Raw genomic sequence first — 25,103 nt, forward strand, 5'->3', positions numbered from 1 at the left:
AAAGAAAATTAAATCCCTTATACTAACAAAATGTAAATCGTAATGATTATGAATTAGAAAGAAGAGAAATGATGAAAAAAACTTTTGTGGAATTACAGAATGTTTCATTTAAATATAATTCGAGACTTGTATTAGATGATATTTCTTTTAATGTGAATGAAGGGGATTTTTTAGCGATTGTCGGACCGAATGGTTCTGGTAAATCTACTTTACTGAAAATCATTTTAGGATTATTGAAACCTAAAGGTGAAATAAAACTTTTTGGTGAACCATTCACTTCATTCCAACACCGTGAATGGATTGGATATGTTTCGCAAAAATCAAATGCCTTCAATTCTGCCTTTCCTGCAACGGTGAAAGAAGTTGTGCAAAGCGGATTAACGAAAAAAGTTGGTTTATTTAAAAAACTCCCAAAAGATACGATTAAAAGAGTAAATGATGCGTTAAGCGCTGTAGGAATGGATAAATTTATCAATCGTAATATCGGAGAATTATCCGGTGGCCAACAACAAAGAGTATTCATTGCTAGAGCATTAATTTCTGAACCAAAATTACTCGTATTAGATGAACCAACTGTTGGAATTGATATGAAAAACGTACAATCATTTTATGATATGTTAGGTGAATTAAATAAGAAACATAATTTAACCATTATTTTAGTGACGCACGACATTGAAACACCCTCCAATCAAATCAGCCATGTTGCTTTTTTAAATGGGAGAATTCTATTTTACGGAGACATCGAACAATACAATCAAATTTCAAAAGAACAAATTTATAAGTGGTACGGTCATTCCGTACGGGCGATGTAAGGAGAGAGGGCTATGATTGAAGCATTACTCAACTATGAATTTTTACAAAATGCCTTCATCTCTGGAATTATAATTGGTTTCATAGCTCCATTACTTGGAGTATTTATAGTTGTTCGTAGAATGTCTTTAATTGCCGACGCACTGTCCCACGTAACATTAGCCGGAATCACAGGAGGGTTATTTTTAAGTCAAAATATCGCTGTTTTCTTTTTTATTCATCCTATTTATTTTGGAATTGCGGCTAGTGTACTTGGTTCCATTTTGATTGAACGGTTAAGGACTATATATAAACATTATGAGGAATTAGCCATTCCAATCATTATGTCTTGTGGAATTGGATTAAGTGCTATATTTATTTCTTTAGCAAAAGGTTTTAGTACCGATGTGATGGGGTATCTTTTTGGTACTGTTTCTGCTGTTTCAAGGCAAGATTTATTTGTTGTGATTACGATTGCGATTATTGTAATCCTATTTTTAGCTTTATTTTTTAAAGAGTTATTTGTCTTATCCTTTGATGAAGAATATGCGAATGCATCAGGGCTTCCATCAAAAATGATTCACCTATTATTTATGCTCGTTGTTGCATTGACGATTGCTGCTAGTATGAGGATTGTAGGAATATTGCTCGTTTCATCATTAATTACGTTGCCAGTTGCCAGCGCCATGCGATTGTCGAAAGGCTTTAAGGCGACGATAATATATTCTGTTTTATTTGGCGAATTAGCGGTTATTATTGGTTTAATATTGGCGTTTTACTTAAATCTTGCACCAGGTGGAACAATTGTCATAACATCGATCATCATTTTAGTGGTAGTAATCTTATTCAAGAAATGGTTTAAATTCGATTAGAAGGGAGTCACAGCTGTGAATCGGACACGAGCGTGGGAAATATTAAAAGCCCATGGATATAAAAAAACAGATAAACGTGAGCTAATTTTATCAATGTTTGAGGAAACAGATAAGTATTTAACAGCTCGCGATTTATTGGAAGTATTAAAAAAAGACTATCCTGGAATGAGTTATGATACCATTTATCGTAATCTAGCAACATTTGTTGAATTAGGTATATTAGAAGAAACGGAATTCAATGGAGAGAGAAATTTCCGAATGCATTGCGAAATCGATCATCATCACCATCATTTTATATGCATGGAATGCGGAAATGTGAAGGAAGTTTCGTTATGTCCAATAGAAAAGTTGGAAGCAATGCTTCCTGGATATACAATCGAATCCCATAAATTTGAAATCTATGGGAAATGTCCACAATGTAACGGATAATGTTTAAGCTTGAAAGGCGATACTGTCACTCCAGAAACAAAATATTTCGTTGAAAAGAAATAATGAGAAAAGCAAATTGAAACGAGGGAAAAGAATTGAAGCGTATTTGGTTCTTAACTGTATTATTAATCGTGATACTAGCAGGCTGTGGCAACAATAAAGAAAATGGAACTTCACAGGAAACAGATCTACATAAATCCGATTATTTATATACAGTTGTTGATGACCGGGGAGTAGAAATTGCTTTCGAACAAGTACCTGAAACGGTCGTATCATTACAGCCGAGCAATACAGAAATTTTATATGAATTAGGTGTTGGTGATAAAGTTATCGGTGTTACAGAGTATGATAAGTGGCCAGAAGAAGTACAACATGTTGAAAAAGTTTCCGATATTACGACTGTCAATGTGGAGAGAGTAGTTGAGTTAAATCCTGATGTCATATTTGCTTATATCACTGGTGGAGAGGAACAATTGGAACAATTAGAAAGCATTGGTTTGAAAGTATTTGTAATCAAGCCAGCAAACTCCATTGATGATGTATATGGAGACATTCAGCAAATTGCTCAAGTCATGGGTGTTGAAGAAAAAGGGAATGAATTAGTAGAAAAAATAAAGGAACAGTTTGCAGTAATTAAAGAAAAAACAGCTTCAATTGAACAGAAAAAGAAAGTATATTTTGAAATTGCACCAGCTCCTGATATTTGGTCTATCGGATCAGGTACGTTTCAACAGGAGTTAATAGAAGCAGCGGGTGTTGAAAATATATATGCGGATCAACAAGGATGGTTCTCAGTTTCTGAGGAAGATATTATTAATCGAAATCCAGAAGCTATTATTACAACGGTCAATTTTTCTGATGATCCAACTGGAGAAATTAAATCTCGAAAAGGCTGGGAATCTGTACTTGCTGTTTTAAATAATGAAGTATATGTATTAAACCCAGATATTTTGGATAGACCAGGTCCACGAATTGCAGAAGCAACAGAAATAATTGCTCGGGCTATTTACCCAGAATTATTTGAAGATTAAAAGGCAGGGCTTTATCCCAATTTGTGCAAAAACGAGCGAATGGAGAAATTGTTTCCAATTCGCTCGTTTACTTTTTTAGGGCATAGCCTTTATAATTTAATTCACACTTTCCATCGGAGTTTTTTTCTTTTTTGATAAGAAGAAAGATAGAAGAAGTCCGACAAAAGCAAAAATGAGTGCCACTAGAAATGCGAGTTTAATTCCTTGAAAGATTTCATCGCTATTTGCTATCTGTTGCGATTTACCCAAACTCATCACCGAAACCAAGAGTGCAGTGAAAATTGAAGCACCAACTGTTCGAATGGTATTATGCATGGCTGTTCCATGGGCAATTAATGATTGTGGCAATGCATTAATTCCAGCAGTCATTAATGGCATCATTAGTAATGACATGCCAAGCATTTGAATGGAAAATATGACAGTAATGACGATAACGGATGTATCTTGGTTGATGAAGGTATATAAAATGGCCGAAAGAACCGTAAATCCAAAACCGACGATGGATAATCCTTTTGCCCCGAATCTGTCAAATAATTTCCCTGAAATTGGCGACATTGCTCCAGTGATGATCGCCCCCGGAAGAAGCATTGCCCCCGAAGTAAGTGCAGAACCTTGTTGAACATTTTGCACATAAATCGGCAAGATTGTTTCAATGCCGATTAACAACCCAAATACAACAATTGATAGGATTGTTGTGAGTGTAAATTGACTGAAACACGCTAAAATTCAACATAGGTTGCTTTAACTTATACTGTCTTCGAATGAAGAATACTAAAGCAAATGCTCCAATTATAAGAGATGAGATGACATTTAAACTACCCCATCCATACGTACCTACTAAACTCGATGCGTAAAGTATACCTCCCCATCCAATGGAAGATAATATGACGGACAATATGTCGAGCTTTCTTTCCTTTTGTTCCGTCACATTTTTCATTAAAAAGATTGCTAATACCAGGACCACTAGTGTAAATGGCAAGACTGTATAAAATAATGATCTCCATGAAAAGTGATCAATGATCCACCCTGCAAGAGTTGGTCCAATGGCTGGAGCAAAACCTATCACTAAACCGCTCATCCCCATTGCAGTACCTCGTCTTTCCACGGGGAAAATTGAAAAAATGACTGTTTGCATTAATGGCATTAACATCCCCGCACCAATCGCTTGCACGATGCGAGCAACAATCAATAGCCAAAAGTGTGGTGTAATAGCACCGAGAAGTGTACCTAGTCCAAAAATACTAATGGCGGTAATTAGTAAAGATTTACTACTAAATTTTTCGATTAAGAATGCAGTAATAGGAATCATAATTCCGTTTGCTAACATAAATCCCGTTGTCACCCATTGAGCTTCGGTTGGGCTGATTGAGAATTCATTCATAATAGACGGTAAAGCAACAATTAACAATGTTTGATTAAGTAAAGAAACAAAGGATGCTGCAAGTAAAATGCTGACAATTAAACTACGATTATATGAAACATGATTCATAGTATCCAAAGCGGTAATACTCCTTTTAATGAAAGGGATTTTGTAATAAGAAAAGCTTAAAATATGTTGGTAAAGAAATCAAGCAAAGAAAGAATTGAACAATAACTAAGTGGATGAAGAAAAGATGTATGTTATTTCTATTTTGAGCCATAATAACAGCAAATGATGAAAGAATAGGAAGGTGATTCAGCTTGTCACCGTTCTTTAAGAAAAGCAATCATTATGTAGACAGAACCCCAATATTTCCAGAAAGTCATATTGTCAATAAATACAAAGACAAACAAATCACAAATCGTCTTGAAGAAAATGTACAAATTTTTAAAGAAATATTTCAAAAAGATATGGATTTCTCTGTTCGGACATTTAAATTATTTCACGAAACACAATCTACAATTATTTATCTTAATTCATTAGCCAATAAAGACATCATTAATAACGATGTTATTAAACCCCTTCAAGATCATGAGATGGATGAAGAAAAAAATATAATTTTACCCCAATATATTATTGAGAATATACTCTTTTTTAATGATGTGAAAGCGATTAAAGACATACCGAAAATTATCAGCGCCATTGTTCAAGGAAAAGCGATTGTCTTTATTGATGGTATTCAAGAAGCATTGGAAATCGATGCAATTGAAAAAGAAAAAAGAAGTATAGAGGAGCCGGATACGGAGCGGGTTGTACGAGGACCGAGAGATGGATTTATTGAACAATTGCCTATCAATGTTGCATTGCTTCGATATCGCCTTCCCATTCCTGAATTCCGTGTAGAAGAAACGGAAGTTGGTACTCGTACAAAAACAAAACTCGCTGTCTGTTATATTGAGGATGTTGTAAATCCCACATTAGTGACAGAAGTTAAGAAGAGAATTGATGCAATTAAAATTGATGGGGTTTTAGATTCAGGTTATGTTGAACAGTTTCTCGAGGATAATCCAACATCTCCTTTCCCTCAGCTCATCAATACAGAAAGACCGAATAAAGTGGTTGGGAATCTTCTGGAAGGTCGCATTGCTGTATTAATGGATGGCAGTCCATCTGCATTAATTGCGCCTGCAACTTTTAATCAGTTTTATCATACAACGGAAGATTATAATGAGCATTGGATTATCTCTTCATTTGTACGATTTTTCCGAATCATAGCACTTGTTTTTTCATTGACCTTTTCTTCTTTATACGTAACCGTCATTTCTTTTCATCCGGAATTGATACCTGCAAAGTATGTTGTGGCAGCAACTAGCGGCCGACACAGTATTCCATTCCCGGTTGTTATTGAAGTATTGTTATTGGAATTAGGGATGGAAGTGTTGAGAGAAGCAAGTGTTCGAATGCCTCAACAAGTAGGTGGAGCCTTATCGATTGTAGGGGTACTTGTTGTTGGTCAGGCTGCTGTCCAAGCGGGATTTGTTAGTCCAATTACTGTGGTTATTATTGGGATGTCCACGATCGGGTCCTTTGCTGTTCCATCTTATAATGCAGCCAATACTTTCCGCATGTTACGATTTTTGCTAATCATTTTAGCCGGTACTCTAGGTTTATTAGGACTTGCGGCAGGGCTTATGATTGTCGTGAATCATATGCTTTCTTTGCGCTCCTTTGGTGTTCCATATATGGATCCATATGCACCATTAAATATAAAAGCTTTAAAAGATAGCATTATTCGAGCTCCATTCCATAAATTAAAAAGACGTCCATCCAACATTCATCCAAAGAATCCAGTTCGTGTGGGAGAAACGGAAAAGGATTATACGAATTACAATTTCCTTGATGAAGAAGAAAGGGAAAAATTATGAAACATACAGATTCCATCAGTTCGATTCAATTAGCTGTCATAATTGCAAGTACAATCATCGGTGTATCTTTATTGGTATTACCTCGATTCATTGCTGCTGAAGTAGGAGAAGCAGCCATTCTTGCAAGTATCGTTGGAATACTCATCTCGTCTATAAGTGTGATTGCTATTACCCTATTAGCAAGGAAGTATCGAGAACATACAATCATTGGGTGCAATCGACTATTGTTAGGAAAATATATAGGAAATTTATTTAATTACATGATTGTCATTGTGTTTATTGTTATTATGGGGCTTGAAGTAAGACAGTTCGCGGAAGTATTAGCAACTGGGTTATTGCCCAATACACCTATTGAAATTTCCATTCTTATCATGATTATAATTTGTGCTTTAGTCGGTTATAGCAATGTTTCTACCTTCGCCTATATTCACTTTTTTTATTTACCGTTTTTATTAGTTCCAATGTTTTTCTTTTTGTTTGCCCTAGAAGATGTTGAAATCTATCATTTACTGCCGATTTTAGGCCATAATTTATCGGTGAAACAGTTTTTGTCTGGGGCCATCATCATGACGCAGGTCATAACGAATTATTTTGTTATTGCCATGTTGATACCGTATATAAAGGATTACGAAAATTGTGTTAAAAATGGAATTTGGGGATTCTTTTTAGGAGCATTAGCCATTCTTTATTGCATTGTGGTTTCTCTAGGGGTATTTGGTGCTAAGGAATTACAAGAAATGTATTGGCCTATTTTATCCCTTAGTCGAATTATCCAAATACCCGGAGAAGTTTTATCACGAATCGACGCCATTATTTTAATTACTTGGATTTTTGCTGTATTTACGACATTGCTTTCATATTACTTCGTGATTGTACGTGGCACTGCAGAGTTATTTCGTACAGATAAATATAGTTTCATTACAGTGCTCATGATTCCGGTAATTTTTGTTTTTGCGTTAATTCCAAATAATGTTTATGAAATATATGAATATGCTTCAAAAATTACTTATGTTGGTCTATTTCTATTTATTATACTCCCAGTTTGTTTATTAATCATTGGCCATTTTCGAAAAAGGACGGGAGTGCAATGAAAAGGTTTCAATTAAAATTCGCTTTTGTTCTGATTGCTGTCTTTTTGTTAAGTGGTTGTTGGGATCGTTATGAACTTGAAGAAAGGGCAAATATTTTAGCTTTATCGATTGATATTGCTGAAGAAGGTGAAGACATTGAAATGCCTGAAGTCACCCATTCGAAAGGAGAGTTTCCAGCAGAGGAAAAAATCATTTATAAAGTGGCAGCCCAATTAGCAGTACCAGGAAAAATTATGCTTGGACCCGAAGGAGGAGATACAAATTCCGCAGAGACTGATTGGCTGTTAGTAACATATGGATATTCAATGAAGGATGTATTATCCAATTTACAACAAGAACTTGCAGAAAAAATTTATTTAGGACATATTCAATTGATTGTTGTCAGTGACAAAATTGCAAAAAAAGGTCTTGAAGATATTATGGATTTTTTAAAAAGAGATTTTGAAGTAAGAAGAACTGCGTGGATTATGGTTACGGAAGGGGAAGCACTAGAAATATTAAATGCTACACCACCCATTCAAACAGTCCCTTCTTTATATTTAGCTAATACGTTAAGAGATGCTGTAAAGTTCGGAAAGTTACCGAAAGAGTATTTAGGGAAAGTGTGGATTGATTTTTCTGATGAAGGTGTGGATGCAATCATTCCTCTTGTAAAGCCGATGGGAGATCATATTTTGGTTGACGGACTCGTTTATTTTAAAGATTATCAAATGGTTGGTACGTTAACGCCAACGGAAACAGGAGCTATTTTAGCGATGCAGGGAATAAATCCTGCTGGTTATTCTAATGTAATTGTACCTGGTGATAAAAAAGGGGTTTATCTTGTAAAGCCATTCAAAAGAATTTCAAAAATCTCAGTAGAAATTCAAGACGGAAAACCGAAAGTATTGATCGATGTCAAAGTAGAAGGTTTTGTTGAAGAACAACTTTATACGAATGATTTAAGTAAAGAAAAATTGCAAGAACTTGAAAAATCAGCATCTGAGTTGGGAGGAAAAGCCTTAAATAGTCTAGTGAAAAAATTGCAGCAAGATGAATCGGATATACTTGCAATTGGTGCAAGGGTGCGTGCATATCATCCGAAATATTGGGAAGAAAATGTAAAAACAGAAGATGCTTGGCGTGAAATTTATAAAGAGATGGATATTCAAGTCAAAATGGATTATAAGATTTTGCGTGTCGGAATGGAATGGAAATGATAAATAAAATATATTTTTCGCAGGCTGTCCATAAAATGATATACTCATTTTGGACAGCTCTATTTTTGGGGGAAAATAGATTAGAGGAGGGGAGAGAATGGGAAAAATCATTTTTATTACAGGCGGGGTTCGAAGTGGTAAAAGTTCCTTTGCAGAAAGTGTGGCTGTAAAGTTTTTCGACCAAAATCAAAAAGGCCTCTATTATTTAGCTTCCGGTGTCCCCTTCGATGAAGAAATGAAAAGTCGAATAGTTCGACATCAAAAGGATCGAGAACGCTCGAAAAAGCCATGGTATACAATAGACGTAATTGATGACTTGCCTGTACAAAGGTTTCAAGAGAATGACATTGTATTATGGGATTGTATAACAACTTGGCTGAACAATATTTTATACAAGACCGAACATTTAAAAGAAGACCGATTACATACAATCTATCATTGGATGCATCAGTTTCAACAGGCAATAACGCAATGGAAAGAAAATGGTGTTATCATCTTAATTGTTTCAAATGAAGTGCTTGATGAAGTACCATCTTCATTCAAAGAAGTCCAACTATATCGAAAACTCCTCGGAACTCTTCATCAATGGATTGTCTCCATTTGTGATGAAGCATATGAGTTGGATTATGGTATTAGCGTACGCAGAAAATAGGCGGTGTTTTTGTGAAAAATATTATTGTAGGGTTATTATTATCTCTTCAATTTTTTACTTCTTTCCCCATTCGGAAGACACTTCCAATGAATAATAAAACTGTTACAGCGATGTTTGGCACAATGCCTTTCATTAGCTTCTTTATGGGGGTAATCGTTGTACTTGTCATTCTACTGAATGATGTTTATTTCAATTTTACTCCACTTTTCTTAGCAATTATCATTGTCATTATCAATATTATGATGACGGGTGGGTTGCATCTCGATGGTTGGATCGATTTAAGCGATGCTTATTTTTCTTATAGAGATAAAGAAAAACGACTAGAAATATTAAGCGATTCCCGTATTGGAGCTTTTGGTGCTATTAATCTAGTGCTCATTGTTCTACTGAAAATCGGCATATTTTATGAGTATTTACATCAGCGCCCAACAAACTTTTATTTATTTTTTATCATCATACCTGTCTTATGTCGATTAGCAATATTGATTTATTTCAATCTGTCAGTAAATGTGAAGGAATCTGGATTGGCAGCCTACTTTAAAAAAATTGTGAAGGCAAAATCGTTATGGATTTATATTGCGTGTTATATATTCATTATCCTCATAACAGGTTTTGTGTTAAATGAATATAAACTATTTGTTTTAACATTTAGCATGTTTGTGATGACTTGGATTTATCGGCATTGGACATATCGCCATTTTGGCGGAATGACGGGAGACTTGCTAGGTGCTTTATATGAAGGGATGGAATTGGCATTATGGGGAATGCTGTTACTGTTCATTTAATTCGGCATGAAAAAACGAAAGCGAATTTAGAGCGAAAATATATTGGATGGACGAATGAATCGATATACATACAAACAGCAAATTGTCAAGTACCGATTCATACTAAGGATGTATTTGGCAGTGACTTAAAGCGCTGCATAGAAACAGCGCAACTTTATTTCCCCGAGGCAAAATACCATCCTTTTTTTCAATTAAGGGAATTACATTTTGGAGATTTTGAAATGAAAACTTATGATGAATTAAAAGATAATCCAGCGTATCGGCAGTGGATTGATTCACCAGAGAAAGCTGCGCCACCAAATGGTGAATCTTTTGTTTCGTTTAAAGAACGGATTTTAAATTGTTTTCATCAAATCGTGAGCTGTGGTGGAGAATATGTGTTTGTCGTCCACGGTGGTGTCATTCGTGTTATCCTATCGAAATTTCAAAAAGAGAAAAGTTTTCAAGATGTTATTGCACAGCATCGGATGATTTATACCCTATGTTGGGACGATATTGAATCTTTGAAAGGGGGAAGAGAATGCAATCAGTTATTGGAGGCGCCTATAATGGTAAACGAAAATTTGTAAGTAACATGTTAAAAGAAATAGGTGCGAATCGCTGTTATTTTTATGAAGGCGAAATACCGGAAGGCCCTTTTACAAAAGATGAATACGTTATTATAGGTAGTTTTGAAAATATGATTTTGCTCGTCCCGGATTTATCGGAAGATGAAATCGTATCACAAATAATGGGGAAATTAATGAATTTAGATTATAAGACAAACCTAATTTGTATTTGTACGGATATCGGACGTGGAATAGTGCCGCTTTCAAAAGAGGATCGTCATTTGAGAGATACTTGTGGTAGATTGTATCAACAACTTTTTGAGAAAAGTGAGAAAGTCATTCGCGTTTGGTATGGTATTCCTGAGATATTAAAAGAGGAAAATTAACCAACCGTTCTTAAGTTCTACGTATCGAGTGAATGATTTTAGTAGATACTGTATCATTTACCAAATAAGCTTGTAATTAACAATACTACATGTTACAATGAAACACGAAAACACAATATATAGCATTTCGTTTATTAGGTTCTACTATATATAGTAGATTAAAAGGGAAGTCAGTGAAAATCTGACGCTGTCCCCGCAACTGTAATTGCTGACGAAAAGTTCAAATCCACTGTACAAATTTGTATGGGAAGGGAACTTGGAGGATGAAGCATAAGCCAGGAGACCTGCCTAATAAACGTGAATTGCTCATTTCTTCGGGGGCTAGGAAATGGAAGCAAGACGGTCCATTTCCTAGTACCTGACTGTTTCCATTTCAAAGCCATACCGAAAAAGGTATGGCTTTTTTATTTTCATAAAAGAATGGTAGAAAGGGAGAAGGAAATGAAATTATATTCAAAAAAAGTTTGCCCAAAATGTTTGTTGATGAAATACGAATTAAATCAACTTGGTTATGAAGGGAAATATGAAGAAATTTTGATTGATCACAATGAAGAAGCGAAAGAAAAATTATTGAATGCTGGATTCCTTTCTGTCCCTGTAATCGAAATCGATGGAGAGCTAATGGATAACATAGAAAATATAAAAAAATTCATTAGCAGGATCACACTATGATTGCTTATGCATCTCGAACGGGCAACGTGCGTTTTATCGTTCATCAATTAGAATTACCCCACATTGAAATTCGCGATGATCTTATTTTGAATGAACCCTTCTTATTGTTCACCTATACCGATGGATTAGGCGAAGTACCACGAAACGTGGAAACGTTTTTACAACATAATGTTCGTTTCTGTAAGGGTGTTATTGCAAGTGGGAACTCGAATTTCGGCCATGCTTATTTTTGCCGTTCTGCTCATTTGATTAACGAAAGGTACGGAATTCCCATTGTTCAAAAGATAGAATTACGCGGATTTCAGAAAAATTATGATGCCATAATTGATTATTATAACAGAGTAATTCAAAAGGAGATTTAGTGATGAAAAGCTATTTAACTTTGAATAATGAAATTTTGAATCACTACCACCAAACAGGAAAAATTGATTTAGAGAAAGATCGAGAGGCTACTCGTCAATATTTTATCGAACATGTTAATCAGAAAATGCGGAAGTTTTCTAGTTTGGAAGAAAAGATTCGCTTTTTCATTGAAGAAGGATATTATGAGAAAGAATTTTTACAAAAATATTCTTTCGAATTTATAAATAAAATTTTTGACATTGCGTATTCTTATCGTTTTCGATTTCAAACATTTATGAGCGCGAGCAAATTTTTTGAAAGTTACGCAATGAAAAGTCGAGATGGAAAAGAAATTTTAGAAACTTATGAGGATCGGATGAGCATTATCGCCTTATATTTAGCGAATGGTGATGAATTGTTGGCAGAAAAAGCAATTCGTGCGATGATGGAGGCTTTTCAACCAGCAACACCAACCACACTGAATAGCGGTAAAAAAGCGCGTGGGGAATTGGTAAGTTGTTTTAAATTATCCATGGATGATTCGATGAATAGCATTGCAGAAAACCTCGGTTATTGTTTAGAACTCTCAAGGCTTGGCGGAGGGGTAGGGGTAAATTTAACGGATTTAAGACCTTTGGGTGATCCGATAAAAGGTATCGCCAATCGGGCAAGCGGTGTTATGCCCGTTGCAAAATTATTAGAAAATGCCTTTTCTTATTCCAATCAATTAGGACAACGGAATGGTTCAGGTGTTGCTTATTTAAATATTTTCCACGCGGATATTGAAGAATTTATTTCTTCTAAGAAGCCGAATGCCGACGAAAAAATTCGGTTACAAACTTTATCGACTGGTGTCATTATTCCAGATATATTTTTTGAACTGATGAAAAAAGATGAAGATATCGTTCTTTTTAGTCCTTATGATATTTATCGAGAATACGGAAAAAGAATGTCTGAAATAAGCATAACGGAAATGTACCGGGAGTTGTTGAACAACCCAAATATACGAAAGTTAAAGCAAATCAATGCTAGAAAACTATATACGGAAATCAAAAAGAGCCAATTCGAATCCGGATATCCTTTTGAAATATTTGATGATAATGTAAATAAACAACATCCACTAAAAAAACTTGGAAGAGTCAAAATGTCCAACCTCTGTACTGAAATTTTACAAGTTCAACAAACGAGCATCATTAATGATCAAGATACACCAAATGAATATGGATTAGACGTATCTTGCAATCTTGGATCATTAGATATTCACCATGCGACGAAGTTTCATGATTTTGAAGAGTTAGTAGATACAGCCATGCGTTTGTTAACACAAGTGTCTTTAATGACCAATATAAAAAACGTTCCATCTGTAAAAAAAGCAAACCAGATGATGCATTCTGTCGGATTAGGTGTTATGAATTTGCACGGACATCTTGTAACTCAAAATATATTATATGGTTCAAAAGAATCAATTGAATTTATCGATTACTTTATGGAAGCATTGAACTTCTTTTCATTAAAAGCATCGATGCTACTTGCGAAAGAAAAAGGTGAAACTTTTTACGGATTTGAAATAAGCGAATATGCAAATGGTCATTATTTTGAAAAGTACGTGAATAAATTGGAAAAGGAACCTAGTGAATTGGTGAAAAAAGCTTTAGGTAATGTTCCAATCATTACAAAAGAAATGTGGAGAAAATTGAAAGAAGATATAATGAAATACGGATTATTTAATGCTTATCGGTTAGCAATCGCACCAACCGGCTCGATTTCTTACGTTCGTTCTTGCACGGCATCCATTGCACCCATTACTGAGCGAGTAGAGATACGAGATTATGCAGATAGCCGCACGATTTATCCGATGCCATTTTTAAATAATGACAATCAACATTTATACGTAGAAGCATATGACATGAATGTCTATAAAATCATTGATTTATACGTCGCTGCACAAAAGCATGTTGATCAAGGTATCTCAATGACTTTATATGTAACAGACAAGTGGACGACGGAACAATTAGCGAAAGCCTATATTTATGCTTGGATGCGAGGAATCAAAACGGTCTATTATGTACGCCAACGATTACAATCACTGGAGGAATGTGTAGCATGTACAATTTAACATACGAAGCAGTCAATTGGAATCAGTCAGCAAGCAGTCTTGCTAAAATTTTTTGGGATCAACAATGGAAACAAATGTGGTTTCCAGAAGAAATTGCAGTTTCAAAGGATATTCAACAATGGAGAAATTTTGAGCATCAAGAAACATATAAAAAAGTGTTTGGTGGACTGACGCTGCTCGATACAATTCAAACAAATATCGGGATGAATGAAATAGCAAAATACAATCCCAATTTACAAGAAAAAGCTGTATTAACGGTATTTGGTGCCTTTGAAGCCATTCATGCGAAATCCTATTCGTATATTTTTACAACCCTTTGTCATAACGACGAAATCGAAGAAATTTTTCAATGGGTAAAAAAAAATCAACTATTACAATATAAAGCTTCAAAAATTGCCAATATATATTCGTCTATTAAGGAAAATGATTTAGTCAGCCTATGGAAAGCGATGTTTGCTTCCGTCATGCTCGAATCCTTTTTATTTTATTCTGGTTTTTTCTATCCGCTCTATTTAGGGGGACAAGGCATTTTAAGGAACAGCGCAGAGGTGATTTCGCTAATATTGAGGGATGAATCCATTCATGGGGTGGCTGTTGGAATATTCGCACAAAACATTTTTAATCAATTTTCTAAAGAACAACAAGATGAATTAAAAAATTGGGGCTATGAATTATTGCTAGATTTATATGATAATGAATTGCGTTATACAGATGAAATTTATCGAGGAACAGGTTTGGAAGATGAGGTGAAGGCGTATATTCGCTATAATGGGAATAAAGCATTAATGAATTTAGGGTTCGATACAATGTTTCCTGAAGAAGAAATTCATCCAATCGTGATGAATGGAATACGAAATGAAGGTTCCACATATGATTTCTTTTCTCAAAAGGGTTCCACATATGCCTTAGCAAAAGTAGAGCCTATCACGGATGAAACGTTCCATTTTGACATTTTACTAGATGATTGAGGCTTATAAATTGCTGTTCTATTAAAATAATGTTTTAATTATTATAATGAATTTCAAAAATTCAAAAAGGAGTTTTGTTTTTATGTATACAGTAACTAATCGAATTAAAGTGAAAAAAGGCTTGGCAAAAAAGATGGCACCACTCTTCACGCAACCTGGTCCATTATTAACGTTTAAAGGATTTCGTAAAGTAGAAGTACTCGTAAGTACACAATTTGAAGACTACGATGAAATGAACGTCGTTATGTATTGGGATTCACTCGAAGAATTTGAGGCGTGGAGAGCAAGTGATGCATTTAAAGAAGCTCATAAACGTCCAAGCGGTAATAGCGAAGAAGCCCCTACAATCGAAAATGTAATCGTAATTTCTGAAGTTGTCTCAACATTAGAAAACAATTAATGATTAAATAGGAAAGAGGGTGTCTAGAAAGTCGAAAACTTTCTAGATACCCTCGCTTCTTATATATAGACCTTTGCTCCTGAAGTAGTCGAAACAAGATTGTACTATCCTCGTTTCAATTTTTCTTTTGCTAACCGTTCACGATGTTTATTATATACTTTGTATGCTTCATCAATTGCATTTCTTATCATTCGATCAAATGAATTAGTAGAATGCAGTTCTTTCACAGCTGCCTTTACAAACTTCGATTGATCTTCTAAAAAGGATTGAATTTCATCTTCTGATCCTAAATGAGCATCAAAATAGATACGTTTTTTATTTCTTTCAATCATATATGTTAAATCATGTTTGATCATCACGCGTAAAATCCATTCGTTTAATCCTGTAGCTAGTTGGAGTGACATGATATAATATAATAGTTCTGGGCGATTTTCACGGAACTTTAATTGGTTAAAATGTACATTGTCTTGAAGAGCATTTAGTATAACGAAATTCGAGGAGTAGTATAAGGTTTTCTCAGCTGAGTGAATGATATTGTATTTATTGGGCAGCAATAAAAGCCAAATATTGAAGGCGATAATCCAAGCATCGATGGTATTTAATGCGCCTTCTTTAACTAGATAATTGAATTGGCTATTTTGTTTCGCTAAATCAATAAATTTGTCTACATGATATTGCTCAATATATAGTATGCTTCGTTCTACTGTAATTTTCCTATACATTCCAAACACCCCTTTGCTAAGAATGTTGTTTTGTTTTCACCCAGTCAAAACAGACATTTTTAACCAACTCTACTAATAGTTTATCGTTTAAAAACTATTTTTCCAAATCATATTTCAAAAATCAGACAAATTTTTTAAAAATAATAAGAAAGATTTATGTTATCGACAAAATTTTTGATTAATATCAGTATTTTTAGTAAATGAAACATACTATTTTTAAATAGAAATTAAGAATAAAATAATATTTTGGAAAAAAAGATTTGGGAATGAAGCGTTGTAGGTAAGGGAAACTTGAGGAGGAAATAGAATGCAGTCATTATATACATTCAAACATATTGAACCGAAGAATAATATTGAACAAAGTCCAGCTATTTTTTTATTTCATGGATTAGGAAGCGATGAAGAAGATTTATTACAAATTATAGGTGAAATAAAAGAAGTTTGCCATGTATTTAGTTTAAGGGGACCAATCAGTCATGATCCTGGTTATGCCTTCTATACTTTTGTAGAGGAAGGAAAGCCTATTCAACCTGTTTTTGATAAAGTGATTGCTGTTACAAGAGATTTTATTTTACAAGCAATCAAAGAATATCAATTAGATCCGACGAAGATATGTATTGCAGGATTTAATCAAGGAGCAGTCATCGCACAAACATTATGCATCGTGATGGGAAATCAAATTAAAGCATGTGCTTCAATGTCAGGGTATTTACCAGATTTTGTGAAAGAACAATATCACAAAAATAAAATGGATGAGACGAAATTATTCATTTCTCATGGGGAATATGATTACGATTTTCCAATTATGTGGAGTGCAGATAGTAAAGAATTTTTTGAGCAACATGGAGCGAAAGTTGTTTATAAAACATATCCTGTAGGACACGGCGTTTCGCCAGAAAATATGAGAGATTTTGTTCATTTTATAATGGAAGAAATTAAATAAAAAAGCTGACGCTAGTCAGCTTTTTTATTTTGAATTGATTAATTTTTCAGCTTCTACAATCGGCATTGGTTTATGGAAATAATAACCTTGACCTGTATGGCAACCAATTTGAACAAGGGTTTTATATTGTTCCAACGTTTCGATCCCTTCCGCTACCGCATGCATGTTTAAACTTTTTGCAAGTTGAACAATTGATTTTACGATTGCATACATACCTGAATCATGTATTTCATTAATAAACGATTTATCAATTTTAATTTCTGAAAAAGGCAGCCGTTGTAGATAACTTAATGACGAGAATCCGACTCCAAAATCATCAATCGAACTCTCATAGCCATGTTCCTTTAATTTTAATAAGATGTTCTTTGCTTTTTCAAAATCAAATAATTCAAAGTTCTCAGTAACTTCGATTTTAATATATTTCGGCTCAATTTGATATTGGCGGACAAGGGTTAATAAATCATCTGCAAAAGAATCATGATAAAAGTGTACAGGTGATACATTGATGGATACAGGATACAATTGATGGCCTTGCTTCTTTCTTTCCCATTGCCATCGTAATACTTTTTCAAAAATAGCATGATCGATATCCCTAATTTTTCCGCTATGTTCGGCTATCGAGATGAATTCTGCCGGCGAAACGTTTCCAAGTACAGGAGAATACCATCTCGCAAGAGCCTCGAATCCAATAATTTCCTTTGTTAACAAATGGACTTTTGGTTGCAAATAAACGGAAAGTTCATCATTTTTTAATCCAGTTGTTAATTCGTTTAATACGTTCAGTTCTCTTTGTATTTGTTGATCGGTTTCTTTTTCAAAATAGGAAATGACAGTTCCTATTTTTTTTCTTGATTTTGTGATAGCAATATCTGCTTGCCGTATACTTTCATCAATCGACAGTTGTTGATGAAAATAACTAACGCCAATTTTTAATGATATAAACATTTCCCTTCCATTTACATCAAAAGGTTGGGAAGTGCATTCAATAATCTTATGAATGTAATCATCCACTTTATTTACAGGAATTACGCTCCCTAAAATAAATGTAGAATTTGAAAAACGACTAAAAATCGTTCGGTTTTTTTGAGTAATCATTTCAATGCGATGAACGATTTGTTTAATTAAACGGTCGCCAACTTTGCGCCCATACATATCGACTATGGAAGTATATTCTCCTGGCTGTATTAATAAAATGACTCCTTCAACACCGTTTTGAATCCACTCGTTTAATTTTTTATAAAAATAATGGTAATTTGGAATTCCTATATTTATATCATAATAAGCTAATTGTTTTAATAGGTTTTTTTGTTTAAAATGTTTGACTGTCAAGGCGATAATAGGGGACAGTTTATTTAAAAAATCAATATCCGATTGTTTCAAATATAAATTTTTTTGAATATAGATCGTAAATGTGCCAATCATCTTTTTTTCGTTGTCGACAATTGGCTTTGACCAGCAATACTGAATGTTATAGGTTGAAATAATTTTCCGTAATTTTTCATAATCCTCTTGTAAGCTAATGGATTGTATATAAGATAAATCTTTCATATAAATTGCATTTTCACTATTACCAGTTGTTGGACTAACTTCCATTCCGACGAGGTTTTCTATCCAACTGAAGGGTATCGTGGGACTGGCAATAGCCTTTAATGTACCATCTTTTTGAAGAACATGAATAGCACAATAAACTTGTCTAATATAATTTTTTTCTACCTGTGCGGTTATTCGTTGAAGAATATCTTCTAGTTTACTATCCTTTCCTAATTCGACATATACTTCATGCTCAATTTTGTGAAGCATTTTTTCCAACATTTCGGATGTAATATCTTTGCATTGAATAAGCACAAAGGTTGCTTCTTTCTTGGAGTTTTGAATTGGTTGAATACTAAGCTGGTTCCAAAAAGCGGTACCATCTTTTTTGTAATGAATCATTGTTGTTTCATAGGTGAGCTTATTTAATATATGAAACTCCAGATCTTGTTCAGTTTCGGGAAGGGTATTTGGACCGCATAAACATGAAATATGCTTGTTTAATAATTCAGCCATATCATAACCAGTTAATTGGGCAAATGATTGATTGTAATACTTAATGGAAAGTGGTTGCCGTTTTAAATCAATGATTACAATTGGTTGCTGAAGTTGTTCACCTATCGTGTATAAATATGAATATAAATCATCATTTGTTAGGTCGATTTGTTCTTGTTTAAACATATACTTCCCACCAAATTTTGATAATACTGTAAAGTAATTATAACAAAAGTATTTATTAACATGCATTAATAATTTTTTGAAATAATGATAGTGTTTTATGTTTAATTTGTCGTATTTTTGGCAGAAGAGGATGGTTTTTGAAAAGTTTAAATGGTTTTTCTATAAATTGTAATTTTTTAATAAAATTGTGGGTTTATGCATTTTATTTTGAATAAGTCATTAAAAAAATGTAGTACAAACCTTGCGATGGTTAGTACTACTAGAGTAAATTTTCATTACATTTTCTGTTGTAAATAAATATCGTATAAGTAATAAAGTATTTCTGCTCCTTTTTCATCCACTAACAATTCTTCATTTAATTTCATGCTGACCGTTGTTTCATTTGAATTTAGCAGTTCATCTACAAATACTAATTCAATAAAAATTTTACCGCTCTTTGAGAGTCTTTCTTTTACATCATCCGAAAGCTGTAATTGTTCAAATAATGGTTCCTTCCATGTACCTTTTACTAGCAAAATATGCTTATTATGATTTTTTTCATATTCCCATTGGACATCACGTAGAATAGTTTTAAATAATTCGTCAACTGTAAATAATTCGTCTTTATATTCAATCTCATACTCACGCAAAGTATATGCATCGATCGTTAGACCGCTTTTTGCTTTTTCTGCTTGTGTATGGATACCAGAAACTGCCTCCTTTAAGTCGCTGACGGAACTTTTGCAACCTATTAATAGAAACATAGCAAGTAGTAATACAACATAAATATGTATGTTTCTCATTATAAAACCTCCTAGTGTTCAAACTATTGGCTATTTTCATCATAGCGAAAAAATTCATCGTTGTATTAGGAGATTTTAGAAAATTCCTTTACATTTCTTGTTTTTCAACTTTAATAGAAGGGAAGTTTTCATGAAAATCAATGATGAACTGCTTGAAAAATTAGGAGTGTATTTTGTATATCATGATATTTATAATCGATATGGAATTACTTTTGAAACATTTGTTGAACGTTGGGTGAGGGGAACATTAGAGATTTAAAACGAATAGCGTTCACAAAAAATCGCTAGACGATGTCACCAATAGGTTGGACAAGTCTAGCGATTGAAATGTGGCTAAAAATGACGCTCAATCCATTCGTTTGCTTCTTTCCAATTATGAACTCGAATCACGTTGGAAGGTATAACTTTACGATTGTATGGTGTGTCAAATAACAGTACGGGAATTTGGAGTTCTTCTGCAAGTATCACCGCATTATCATGTTTATCTTCAAAAAAAACATCTACGCGATACTTTTTTGCAGCTTCCAATTTATCATGACTACCTATTAATTCAATATGATCATAAGGTACTTGATGCTGTTCAAACCATTTTTTCGTCACATCGTATAAATGCAAGTCTCGAGCGGATATATAATATAATTCATATTGTTTATGCCAATTGTTTAAGATTTGTTGAGCATCGTTAGCAATTTTGCTTACTGAATATAAATAAGGTTCATTTTCTTTAAACCAACGAGCAAACTCGTTTCGATCAACCGGATGGGGGAATGCGCTTAAAAAATCATATTCAATGACATCATCAAGTACGATGTTTGTATTGTATTGTTTATTTATATGTGGAATCAGCGTATCAGGAGTTGTTACTGTTCCATCAATATCAATACCGAAACGAGGCTTATTTTGCTTCATATGGACCCCCTAAGATTCAATTTGTTTTTGTTCTCGCTCTGTTAACATTTCTGCTGCCAATTTATCGATTTCTTTTTTCAATTCTTCTACCATTGTTTCTTCTGGTACTTTTCGTACGGTTTTACCCTTCATAAAGAGTAAACCTTCTCCTCGAGCACCTGCGATTCCAATGTCTGCTTCTCTCGCTTCTCCCGGCCCGTTTACCGCACAGCCTAATACCGCTACTTTCAATGGTACATTCAGTTTTGAAATATACTCTTCTATTTCGTTAGCAATGGAAATTAAATCGATTTCGATTCGACCACATGTTGGACATGAAACTAAAGTAGCCATGTTTGATGCAAGACCAAATGCTTTCAATAATTCTCGAGCTACTTTTACTTCTTCTACTGGATCAGCAGAAAGAGAAATACGTAATGTATTGCCGATTCCTTTGGATAAAAGAGCACCTAAACCAGCAGCGGATTTAATTGTACCGGAAAAGAGCGTTCCAGATTCTGTAATACCTAAGTGCAATGGATAATCAAATGCACGTGCAGCTTTTTCGTAAGCTTCGATAGCAAGATTTACATCAGAAGCTTTCATCGACACGATAATATCATGGAAATCTAAATCTTCCAGTATTTTAATATGATGTAAAGCAGATTCAACCATTCCATCTGCAGTAGGATAGCCATATTTTTCTAATATATGGCGTTCTAAGGATCCTGCATTAACACCAATTCGAATTGGAACACCTTTTTCTTTTGCCGCATTCACTACGGCTTCAACTTTCTCGCGACGACCAATATTGCCGGGATTAATGCGTACTTTATCGATACCGTTTTCTATAGCCATCAAGGCAAGTTTATAGTTAAAATGAATATCCGCTACTAAAGGGATATGGATGCGTTTCTTTATTTCAGGAATCGCCGCTGCAGCTCGTTCGTCTGGAACAGCAACACGTACTAGCTGACACCCTGCTTCTTCTAATCGTAAAATTTCAGCAACAGTAGCTTCCACATCGTGAGTTTTCGTTGTACACATACTTTGAATGATTAGTTCGTTACTACCGCCGATTGTTAAATTGCCGACACGTACTGGACGTGTTTTCGAACGATGAATAATTTCACTCATCAATAACTCTCTCCTTCTTGAGGTACTTTTTCCGTACCTTCACTTCCATTATTTTAGCAGTGTAAAATAGTGTCGACAAGGAAGAAACACGTTTTTTTATTTTTTACATTCATGGTTATTTGAGTAAATCGGTATTTTGATTAATTCACCTGGTGCTATGACTTGATTTTTTAAATGTGGATTAAATTTGTAAAAATCCGCCATTCGTTCTGGTACTGAAATTCTTTCATCTGTTGGATATTGGGCGAGTAACCCTTGTAAAGTATCCCCTTCTTTTGTAATAACAGGTACTGTTTTTACAGCTAGTTGTTCATTGCATTGGTCAACGCTTTCAGAAAACGCGATTAATGGTACTGTTCCTTCAGTTAAATCTATTTTAATGACCGTAACGATTATGATGATGATAGATGTTAATAGAAAAAATCTCATATAAAAACCCTCCTTGCTCCACTATATGAAGCAAGGAAGGATTCAGAACTTCTTTTTTTCTATTTTTGGATATTTTAGTGATGCAATTGTTAATAGAATGATGGTAATGATGGCATTAACAACTGTTCCAAACCAACTAGATATATTAATAAATGAAAATAGGATAGATAGTAGTGTTGACCATGTAATCGCTAATGCGGTCGTTCTCCACATATGTCGATATTCCCCGCGACGATTGAATATTTTTAATAATAATGTTCCTATGGCTGCGTAAATGGTAATTCTCACAAATAATAAAACGGTAGAAGTTAAGAGTAATAAAAGAAGCGCAAAAGGATAGAGCAGCCATTGAATATCAGAGACATATTGTTGCAACCCTTCAAATTGAATAGTAGTTTTCGATACCCCTGTTAAAAATTGTATAAACGAGAAAATCGTAACAATCGCAATTAGAATAAATACATATTGAATTACTTTACCGATTGTTAATAGTCGATAAGCAGCTAGCTTGTTTGGTTGAAACAGACTGTGTATGAATATTTGTAAATGAGTAACCATTTTCTTCTCCTCCATTGAGAGTTTAACATGAAATGATGAAAAGAAAAAACGTACAAAAACATTTTATTGAAACTTTTTGCAAACCTGTCCGTAAACTGTATCATGGAGGGAAGAACTTGGAAATCATTGCTTGGTTACTCATTATTATTTGTTTTATCGTGGCTTTTGTAGGATTAGTTTATCCAATCATTCCATCGGTATTATTTATACTATTAGGATTTATCGTTTATGGTTTGTTTTTCTCCTTTGCAGAACTTTCATGGTGGTTTTGGATCATCGAGATTCTGTTTGTTATTTTATTGTTTGTGGCGGATACTTTAGCGAATCTGATTGGCGTGAAAAAGTTTGGCGGAACGAAGGCTGGACTTTGGGGCAGCACGATTGGTTTATTAGCAGGACCATTTATCATACCATTTCTGGGCATTATTATCGGGCCATTTATAGGTGCAGTAATTGGGGAAATGATAGTTGCGAAAAAAGAATTTAGCCAAGCGGTTCGAGCTGGTATTGGCTCGCTTGTTGGCTTCTTAACATCTGTTGTAACAAAAACGATGATCCAATTAGTGATGATTATTGTTTTTGTAATCGCAATCGCATAATAAGTTTTTTGTATAAAAAATCATCTAAAAGGAAATAGTGAGTTTGGTTGAAAAATAAGTGCGTCACTGTTAAAAGACAAACAATGGATTGATTTCAGCCAAAAGTATGAAAATCACTAAGAAAGAGCTAAATCATTGAATGACTACCTCTATTTTGATAATCTTATAGAGGTAGGAAATTACTGATTTATACAAAGGAGGAAATTATAATGGCATTCGAATTACCAAAATTACCTTATGCTTACGATGCTTTAGAACCACATATTGATGCACAAACAATGGAGATCCATCATACAAGACACCACAATACGTATGTAACAAATTTAAATGCTGCTGTAGAAGGTACTGAATACGCTGATAAAGATTTAATCGAACTTATTTCAAATATCAATGCTCTTCCAGCTGATAAACAAACTGCAGTTCGCAATAATGGTGGCGGACATGCAAATCACTCATTATTCTGGGAAATTTTAACACCTGGAGGTTCAAAAACTCCAACTGGTGAGTTAGCTTCTGCAATTGATGCGAAATTCGGTAGCTTCGATGCATTTAAAGAAGAGTTTGCAAAAGCTGCTGCAGGCCGCTTCGGTTCTGGATGGGCTTGGTTAGTAGTAGATAACGGTGAATTAAAAATCACTTCTACGCCAAACCAAGATTCTCCATACATGGAAGGCCAAACACCAATCCTTGGATTAGACGTTTGGGAACACGCTTATTACTTAAAATATCAAAACCGTCGTCCTGACTACATTGCTGCATTCTGGAATGTAGTAAACTGGGACGTTGTAGCAGAAAAATATGCTGCAGCAAAATAATTGACTTTAAAAAAATGAGGAAAGCCTAAACATAGGTTTTCCTTTTTTTATTTTTGAAAAGATTATCGGTAAGTTTGACCGAGCCTAGATATTAAATTTCATTCACTAAATTTCATCGTTGTTTGAACCTTGGAAAAAATGAAATGGGTGACGGTAGTTGCGTATGGACTTACATCATTGATAAACTCTTCTACCTTGGAAAAGCTTTCAAATTGCAGTTTAAGCATAAAGCATGCTTTTCCTGATATACGGTAACAAAACTCCACATTTGGCAGACCTTCTATAAAATTTTTAAAGGATTTATAATCTCCGTTTTTAACGGTTGCTTCTACTATACATTGGATAGAAGAGATCTGGATAAGAAGAGAATTTAAAGTAAGAGGCGAATCATTTGGGTTCGTCTTTTTTTACTATTTCAATGATGTAATTATTAGTGATTCATATTTCAGTATAA

At 34.2% G+C, this 25,103-nt stretch carries 27 protein-coding genes, 2 pseudogenes and 1 riboswitch; of the genes and pseudogenes, 20 read left to right on the forward strand and 9 right to left on the reverse strand.

What is annotated here, in order from left to right; translation table 11 throughout:
• Window positions 1-71: 71 nt before the first annotated feature.
• From NST00_RS09910 to NST00_RS09925, 4 genes are all read left to right on the forward strand, one after another.
• Complete coding sequence (locus NST00_RS09910; protein ID WP_016838998.1) at window positions 72-812, forward strand: metal ABC transporter ATP-binding protein; 741 nt, start codon at window positions 72-74, stop codon at window positions 810-812.
• Between the two features lie 12 nt (window positions 813-824).
• Entirely contained in the window at window positions 825-1,661 is an 837-nt protein-coding gene (locus tag NST00_RS09915) for a metal ABC transporter permease (protein WP_016838997.1), read from the forward strand.
• A 15-nt stretch (window positions 1,662-1,676) separates the two neighbouring features.
• Window positions 1,677-2,090: a Fur family transcriptional regulator gene (locus NST00_RS09920; RefSeq protein WP_016838996.1), complete on the forward strand. Its 414-nt coding sequence runs from the start codon at window positions 1,677-1,679 to the stop codon at window positions 2,088-2,090.
• Window positions 2,091-2,185: 95 nt separating this feature from the next.
• Entirely contained in the window at window positions 2,186-3,121 is a 936-nt protein-coding gene (locus NST00_RS09925; protein ID WP_016838995.1) for an ABC transporter substrate-binding protein, read from the forward strand.
• A gap of 96 nt (window positions 3,122-3,217) precedes the next feature.
• Here the strand turns inward: NST00_RS09925 and NST00_RS09930 are convergent.
• Window positions 3,218-4,610 (reverse strand): annotated as a pseudogene (locus NST00_RS09930) (MDR family MFS transporter).
• Window positions 4,611-4,801: 191 nt separating this feature from the next.
• Between NST00_RS09930 and NST00_RS09935 the strand changes: the two are divergent.
• The 12 genes from NST00_RS09935 (at window position 4,802) to NST00_RS09990 (ending at window position 15,565) form a co-directional block, all read left to right on the forward strand.
• Window positions 4,802-6,406 (forward strand): spore germination protein, encoded by a 1,605-nt coding sequence (locus NST00_RS09935; RefSeq protein WP_340709914.1) that lies wholly within the window; start codon window positions 4,802-4,804, stop codon window positions 6,404-6,406.
• Window positions 6,403-7,497, forward strand: coding sequence for a GerAB/ArcD/ProY family transporter (locus NST00_RS09940; protein WP_340709915.1), 1,095 nt, complete (start codon window positions 6,403-6,405; stop codon window positions 7,495-7,497). The genes NST00_RS09935 and NST00_RS09940 overlap by 4 nt, the downstream gene beginning before the upstream one ends.
• Window positions 7,494-8,696 (forward strand): Ger(x)C family spore germination protein, encoded by a 1,203-nt coding sequence (locus tag NST00_RS09945; protein ID WP_340709916.1) that lies wholly within the window; start codon window positions 7,494-7,496, stop codon window positions 8,694-8,696. Before NST00_RS09940 ends, NST00_RS09945 begins: the two co-directional genes overlap by 4 nt.
• Before the next feature lie 97 nt (window positions 8,697-8,793).
• Window positions 8,794-9,348 carry a bifunctional adenosylcobinamide kinase/adenosylcobinamide-phosphate guanylyltransferase gene (locus NST00_RS09950; RefSeq protein ID WP_339288415.1) on the forward strand — a complete coding sequence of 185 codons (555 nt, stop codon included), beginning with the start codon at window positions 8,794-8,796 and terminating at the stop codon, window positions 9,346-9,348.
• Between the two features lie 11 nt (window positions 9,349-9,359).
• Window positions 9,360-10,133, forward strand: a complete 774-nt coding sequence (gene cobS / locus NST00_RS09955; RefSeq protein ID WP_340709917.1) for an adenosylcobinamide-GDP ribazoletransferase — start codon at window positions 9,360-9,362, stop codon at window positions 10,131-10,133.
• A complete protein-coding gene (locus NST00_RS09960; protein ID WP_016838988.1) occupies window positions 10,106-10,702 on the forward strand; it encodes a histidine phosphatase family protein in 597 nt (198 codons plus the stop codon). Before cobS ends, NST00_RS09960 begins: the two co-directional genes overlap by 28 nt.
• Window positions 10,654-11,067 carry a bifunctional adenosylcobinamide kinase/adenosylcobinamide-phosphate guanylyltransferase gene (locus NST00_RS09965; protein ID WP_340709918.1) on the forward strand — a complete coding sequence of 138 codons (414 nt, stop codon included), beginning with the start codon at window positions 10,654-10,656 and terminating at the stop codon, window positions 11,065-11,067. The genes NST00_RS09960 and NST00_RS09965 overlap by 49 nt, the downstream gene beginning before the upstream one ends.
• 119 nt (window positions 11,068-11,186) lie before the next feature.
• Window positions 11,187-11,373: riboswitch (cobalamin riboswitch) on the forward strand.
• A 135-nt stretch (window positions 11,374-11,508) separates the two neighbouring features.
• A complete protein-coding gene (locus NST00_RS09970; RefSeq protein WP_340709919.1) occupies window positions 11,509-11,739 on the forward strand; it encodes a glutaredoxin family protein in 231 nt (76 codons plus the stop codon).
• Window positions 11,736-12,101 (forward strand): class Ib ribonucleoside-diphosphate reductase assembly flavoprotein NrdI, encoded by a 366-nt coding sequence (nrdI, locus tag NST00_RS09975; RefSeq protein WP_340436011.1) that lies wholly within the window; start codon window positions 11,736-11,738, stop codon window positions 12,099-12,101. The genes NST00_RS09970 and nrdI overlap by 4 nt, the downstream gene beginning before the upstream one ends.
• A 2-nt stretch (window positions 12,102-12,103) precedes the next feature.
• Complete coding sequence (nrdE, locus tag NST00_RS09980) at window positions 12,104-14,197, forward strand: class 1b ribonucleoside-diphosphate reductase subunit alpha (protein WP_340709920.1); 2,094 nt, start codon at window positions 12,104-12,106, stop codon at window positions 14,195-14,197.
• A complete protein-coding gene (gene nrdF / locus NST00_RS09985) occupies window positions 14,185-15,165 on the forward strand; it encodes a class 1b ribonucleoside-diphosphate reductase subunit beta (RefSeq protein WP_016838983.1) in 981 nt (326 codons plus the stop codon). Before nrdE ends, nrdF begins: the two co-directional genes overlap by 13 nt.
• 82 nt (window positions 15,166-15,247) lie before the next feature.
• Window positions 15,248-15,565: a heme oxygenase gene (locus tag NST00_RS09990; protein WP_339288422.1), complete on the forward strand. Its 318-nt coding sequence runs from the start codon at window positions 15,248-15,250 to the stop codon at window positions 15,563-15,565.
• Between the two features lie 104 nt (window positions 15,566-15,669).
• Here the strand turns inward: NST00_RS09990 and NST00_RS09995 are convergent, their stop codons facing one another.
• Complete coding sequence (locus NST00_RS09995; RefSeq protein WP_340709921.1) at window positions 15,670-16,287, reverse strand: hypothetical protein; 618 nt, start codon at window positions 16,285-16,287, stop codon at window positions 15,670-15,672.
• 307 nt (window positions 16,288-16,594) lie between these two features.
• Here NST00_RS09995 and NST00_RS10000 point away from each other — a divergent pair, with 307 nt between their 5' ends.
• Complete coding sequence (locus NST00_RS10000) at window positions 16,595-17,230, forward strand: alpha/beta hydrolase (protein ID WP_339288426.1); 636 nt, start codon at window positions 16,595-16,597, stop codon at window positions 17,228-17,230.
• Window positions 17,231-17,254: 24 nt separating this feature from the next.
• Here the strand turns inward: NST00_RS10000 and NST00_RS10005 are convergent, their stop codons facing one another.
• A complete protein-coding gene (locus tag NST00_RS10005) occupies window positions 17,255-19,441 on the reverse strand; it encodes an EAL domain-containing protein (RefSeq protein ID WP_340709922.1) in 2,187 nt (728 codons plus the stop codon).
• Window positions 19,442-19,716: 275 nt separating this feature from the next.
• Window positions 19,717-20,223: a hypothetical protein gene (locus tag NST00_RS10010; protein ID WP_016838978.1), complete on the reverse strand. Its 507-nt coding sequence runs from the start codon at window positions 20,221-20,223 to the stop codon at window positions 19,717-19,719.
• A gap of 130 nt (window positions 20,224-20,353) precedes the next feature.
• Here NST00_RS10010 and NST00_RS10015 point away from each other — a divergent pair, with 130 nt between their 5' ends.
• A complete protein-coding gene (locus NST00_RS10015; RefSeq protein ID WP_016838977.1) occupies window positions 20,354-20,482 on the forward strand; it encodes a hypothetical protein in 129 nt (42 codons plus the stop codon).
• Window positions 20,483-20,556: 74 nt separating this feature from the next.
• Here the strand turns inward: NST00_RS10015 and NST00_RS10020 are convergent, their stop codons facing one another.
• The 4 genes from NST00_RS10020 to NST00_RS10035 all read right to left on the reverse strand — a co-directional run bounded on the left by NST00_RS10020 (window position 20,557) and on the right by NST00_RS10035 (window position 23,235).
• Window positions 20,557-21,132 carry a 5' nucleotidase, NT5C type gene (locus tag NST00_RS10020; RefSeq protein ID WP_016838976.1) on the reverse strand — a complete coding sequence of 192 codons (576 nt, stop codon included), beginning with the start codon at window positions 21,130-21,132 and terminating at the stop codon, window positions 20,557-20,559.
• A 9-nt stretch (window positions 21,133-21,141) separates the two neighbouring features.
• Window positions 21,142-22,248, reverse strand: a complete 1,107-nt coding sequence (gene ispG / locus NST00_RS10025; protein ID WP_016838975.1) for a flavodoxin-dependent (E)-4-hydroxy-3-methylbut-2-enyl-diphosphate synthase — start codon at window positions 22,246-22,248, stop codon at window positions 21,142-21,144.
• A 96-nt stretch (window positions 22,249-22,344) separates the two neighbouring features.
• Complete coding sequence (locus NST00_RS10030) at window positions 22,345-22,677, reverse strand: LysM peptidoglycan-binding domain-containing protein (protein WP_168412309.1); 333 nt, start codon at window positions 22,675-22,677, stop codon at window positions 22,345-22,347.
• Between the two features lie 42 nt (window positions 22,678-22,719).
• Window positions 22,720-23,235, reverse strand: coding sequence for a DUF1189 family protein (locus NST00_RS10035; protein WP_016838973.1), 516 nt, complete (start codon window positions 23,233-23,235; stop codon window positions 22,720-22,722).
• Window positions 23,236-23,351: 116 nt separating this feature from the next.
• On the opposite strand from NST00_RS10035, the gene NST00_RS10040 reads away from it, so the two are divergent.
• Window positions 23,352-23,834 (forward strand): DUF456 domain-containing protein, encoded by a 483-nt coding sequence (locus NST00_RS10040; protein WP_026019114.1) that lies wholly within the window; start codon window positions 23,352-23,354, stop codon window positions 23,832-23,834.
• A 209-nt stretch (window positions 23,835-24,043) separates the two neighbouring features.
• Window positions 24,044-24,649 carry a superoxide dismutase gene (locus NST00_RS10045; RefSeq protein WP_016838971.1) on the forward strand — a complete coding sequence of 202 codons (606 nt, stop codon included), beginning with the start codon at window positions 24,044-24,046 and terminating at the stop codon, window positions 24,647-24,649.
• Between the two features lie 98 nt (window positions 24,650-24,747).
• On the opposite strand, the pseudogene NST00_RS10050 reads toward NST00_RS10045, so the two are convergent.
• Window positions 24,748-24,993, reverse strand: a pseudogene (locus NST00_RS10050) (Lrp/AsnC ligand binding domain-containing protein); the annotation flags it as partial.
• Between the last annotated feature and the right edge of the window lie 110 nt (window positions 24,994-25,103).

It is taken from the genome of Ureibacillus sp. FSL K6-0165, assembly GCF_038004285.1.
Classification (GTDB): domain Bacteria; phylum Bacillota; class Bacilli; order Bacillales_A; family Planococcaceae; genus Ureibacillus; species Ureibacillus thermosphaericus.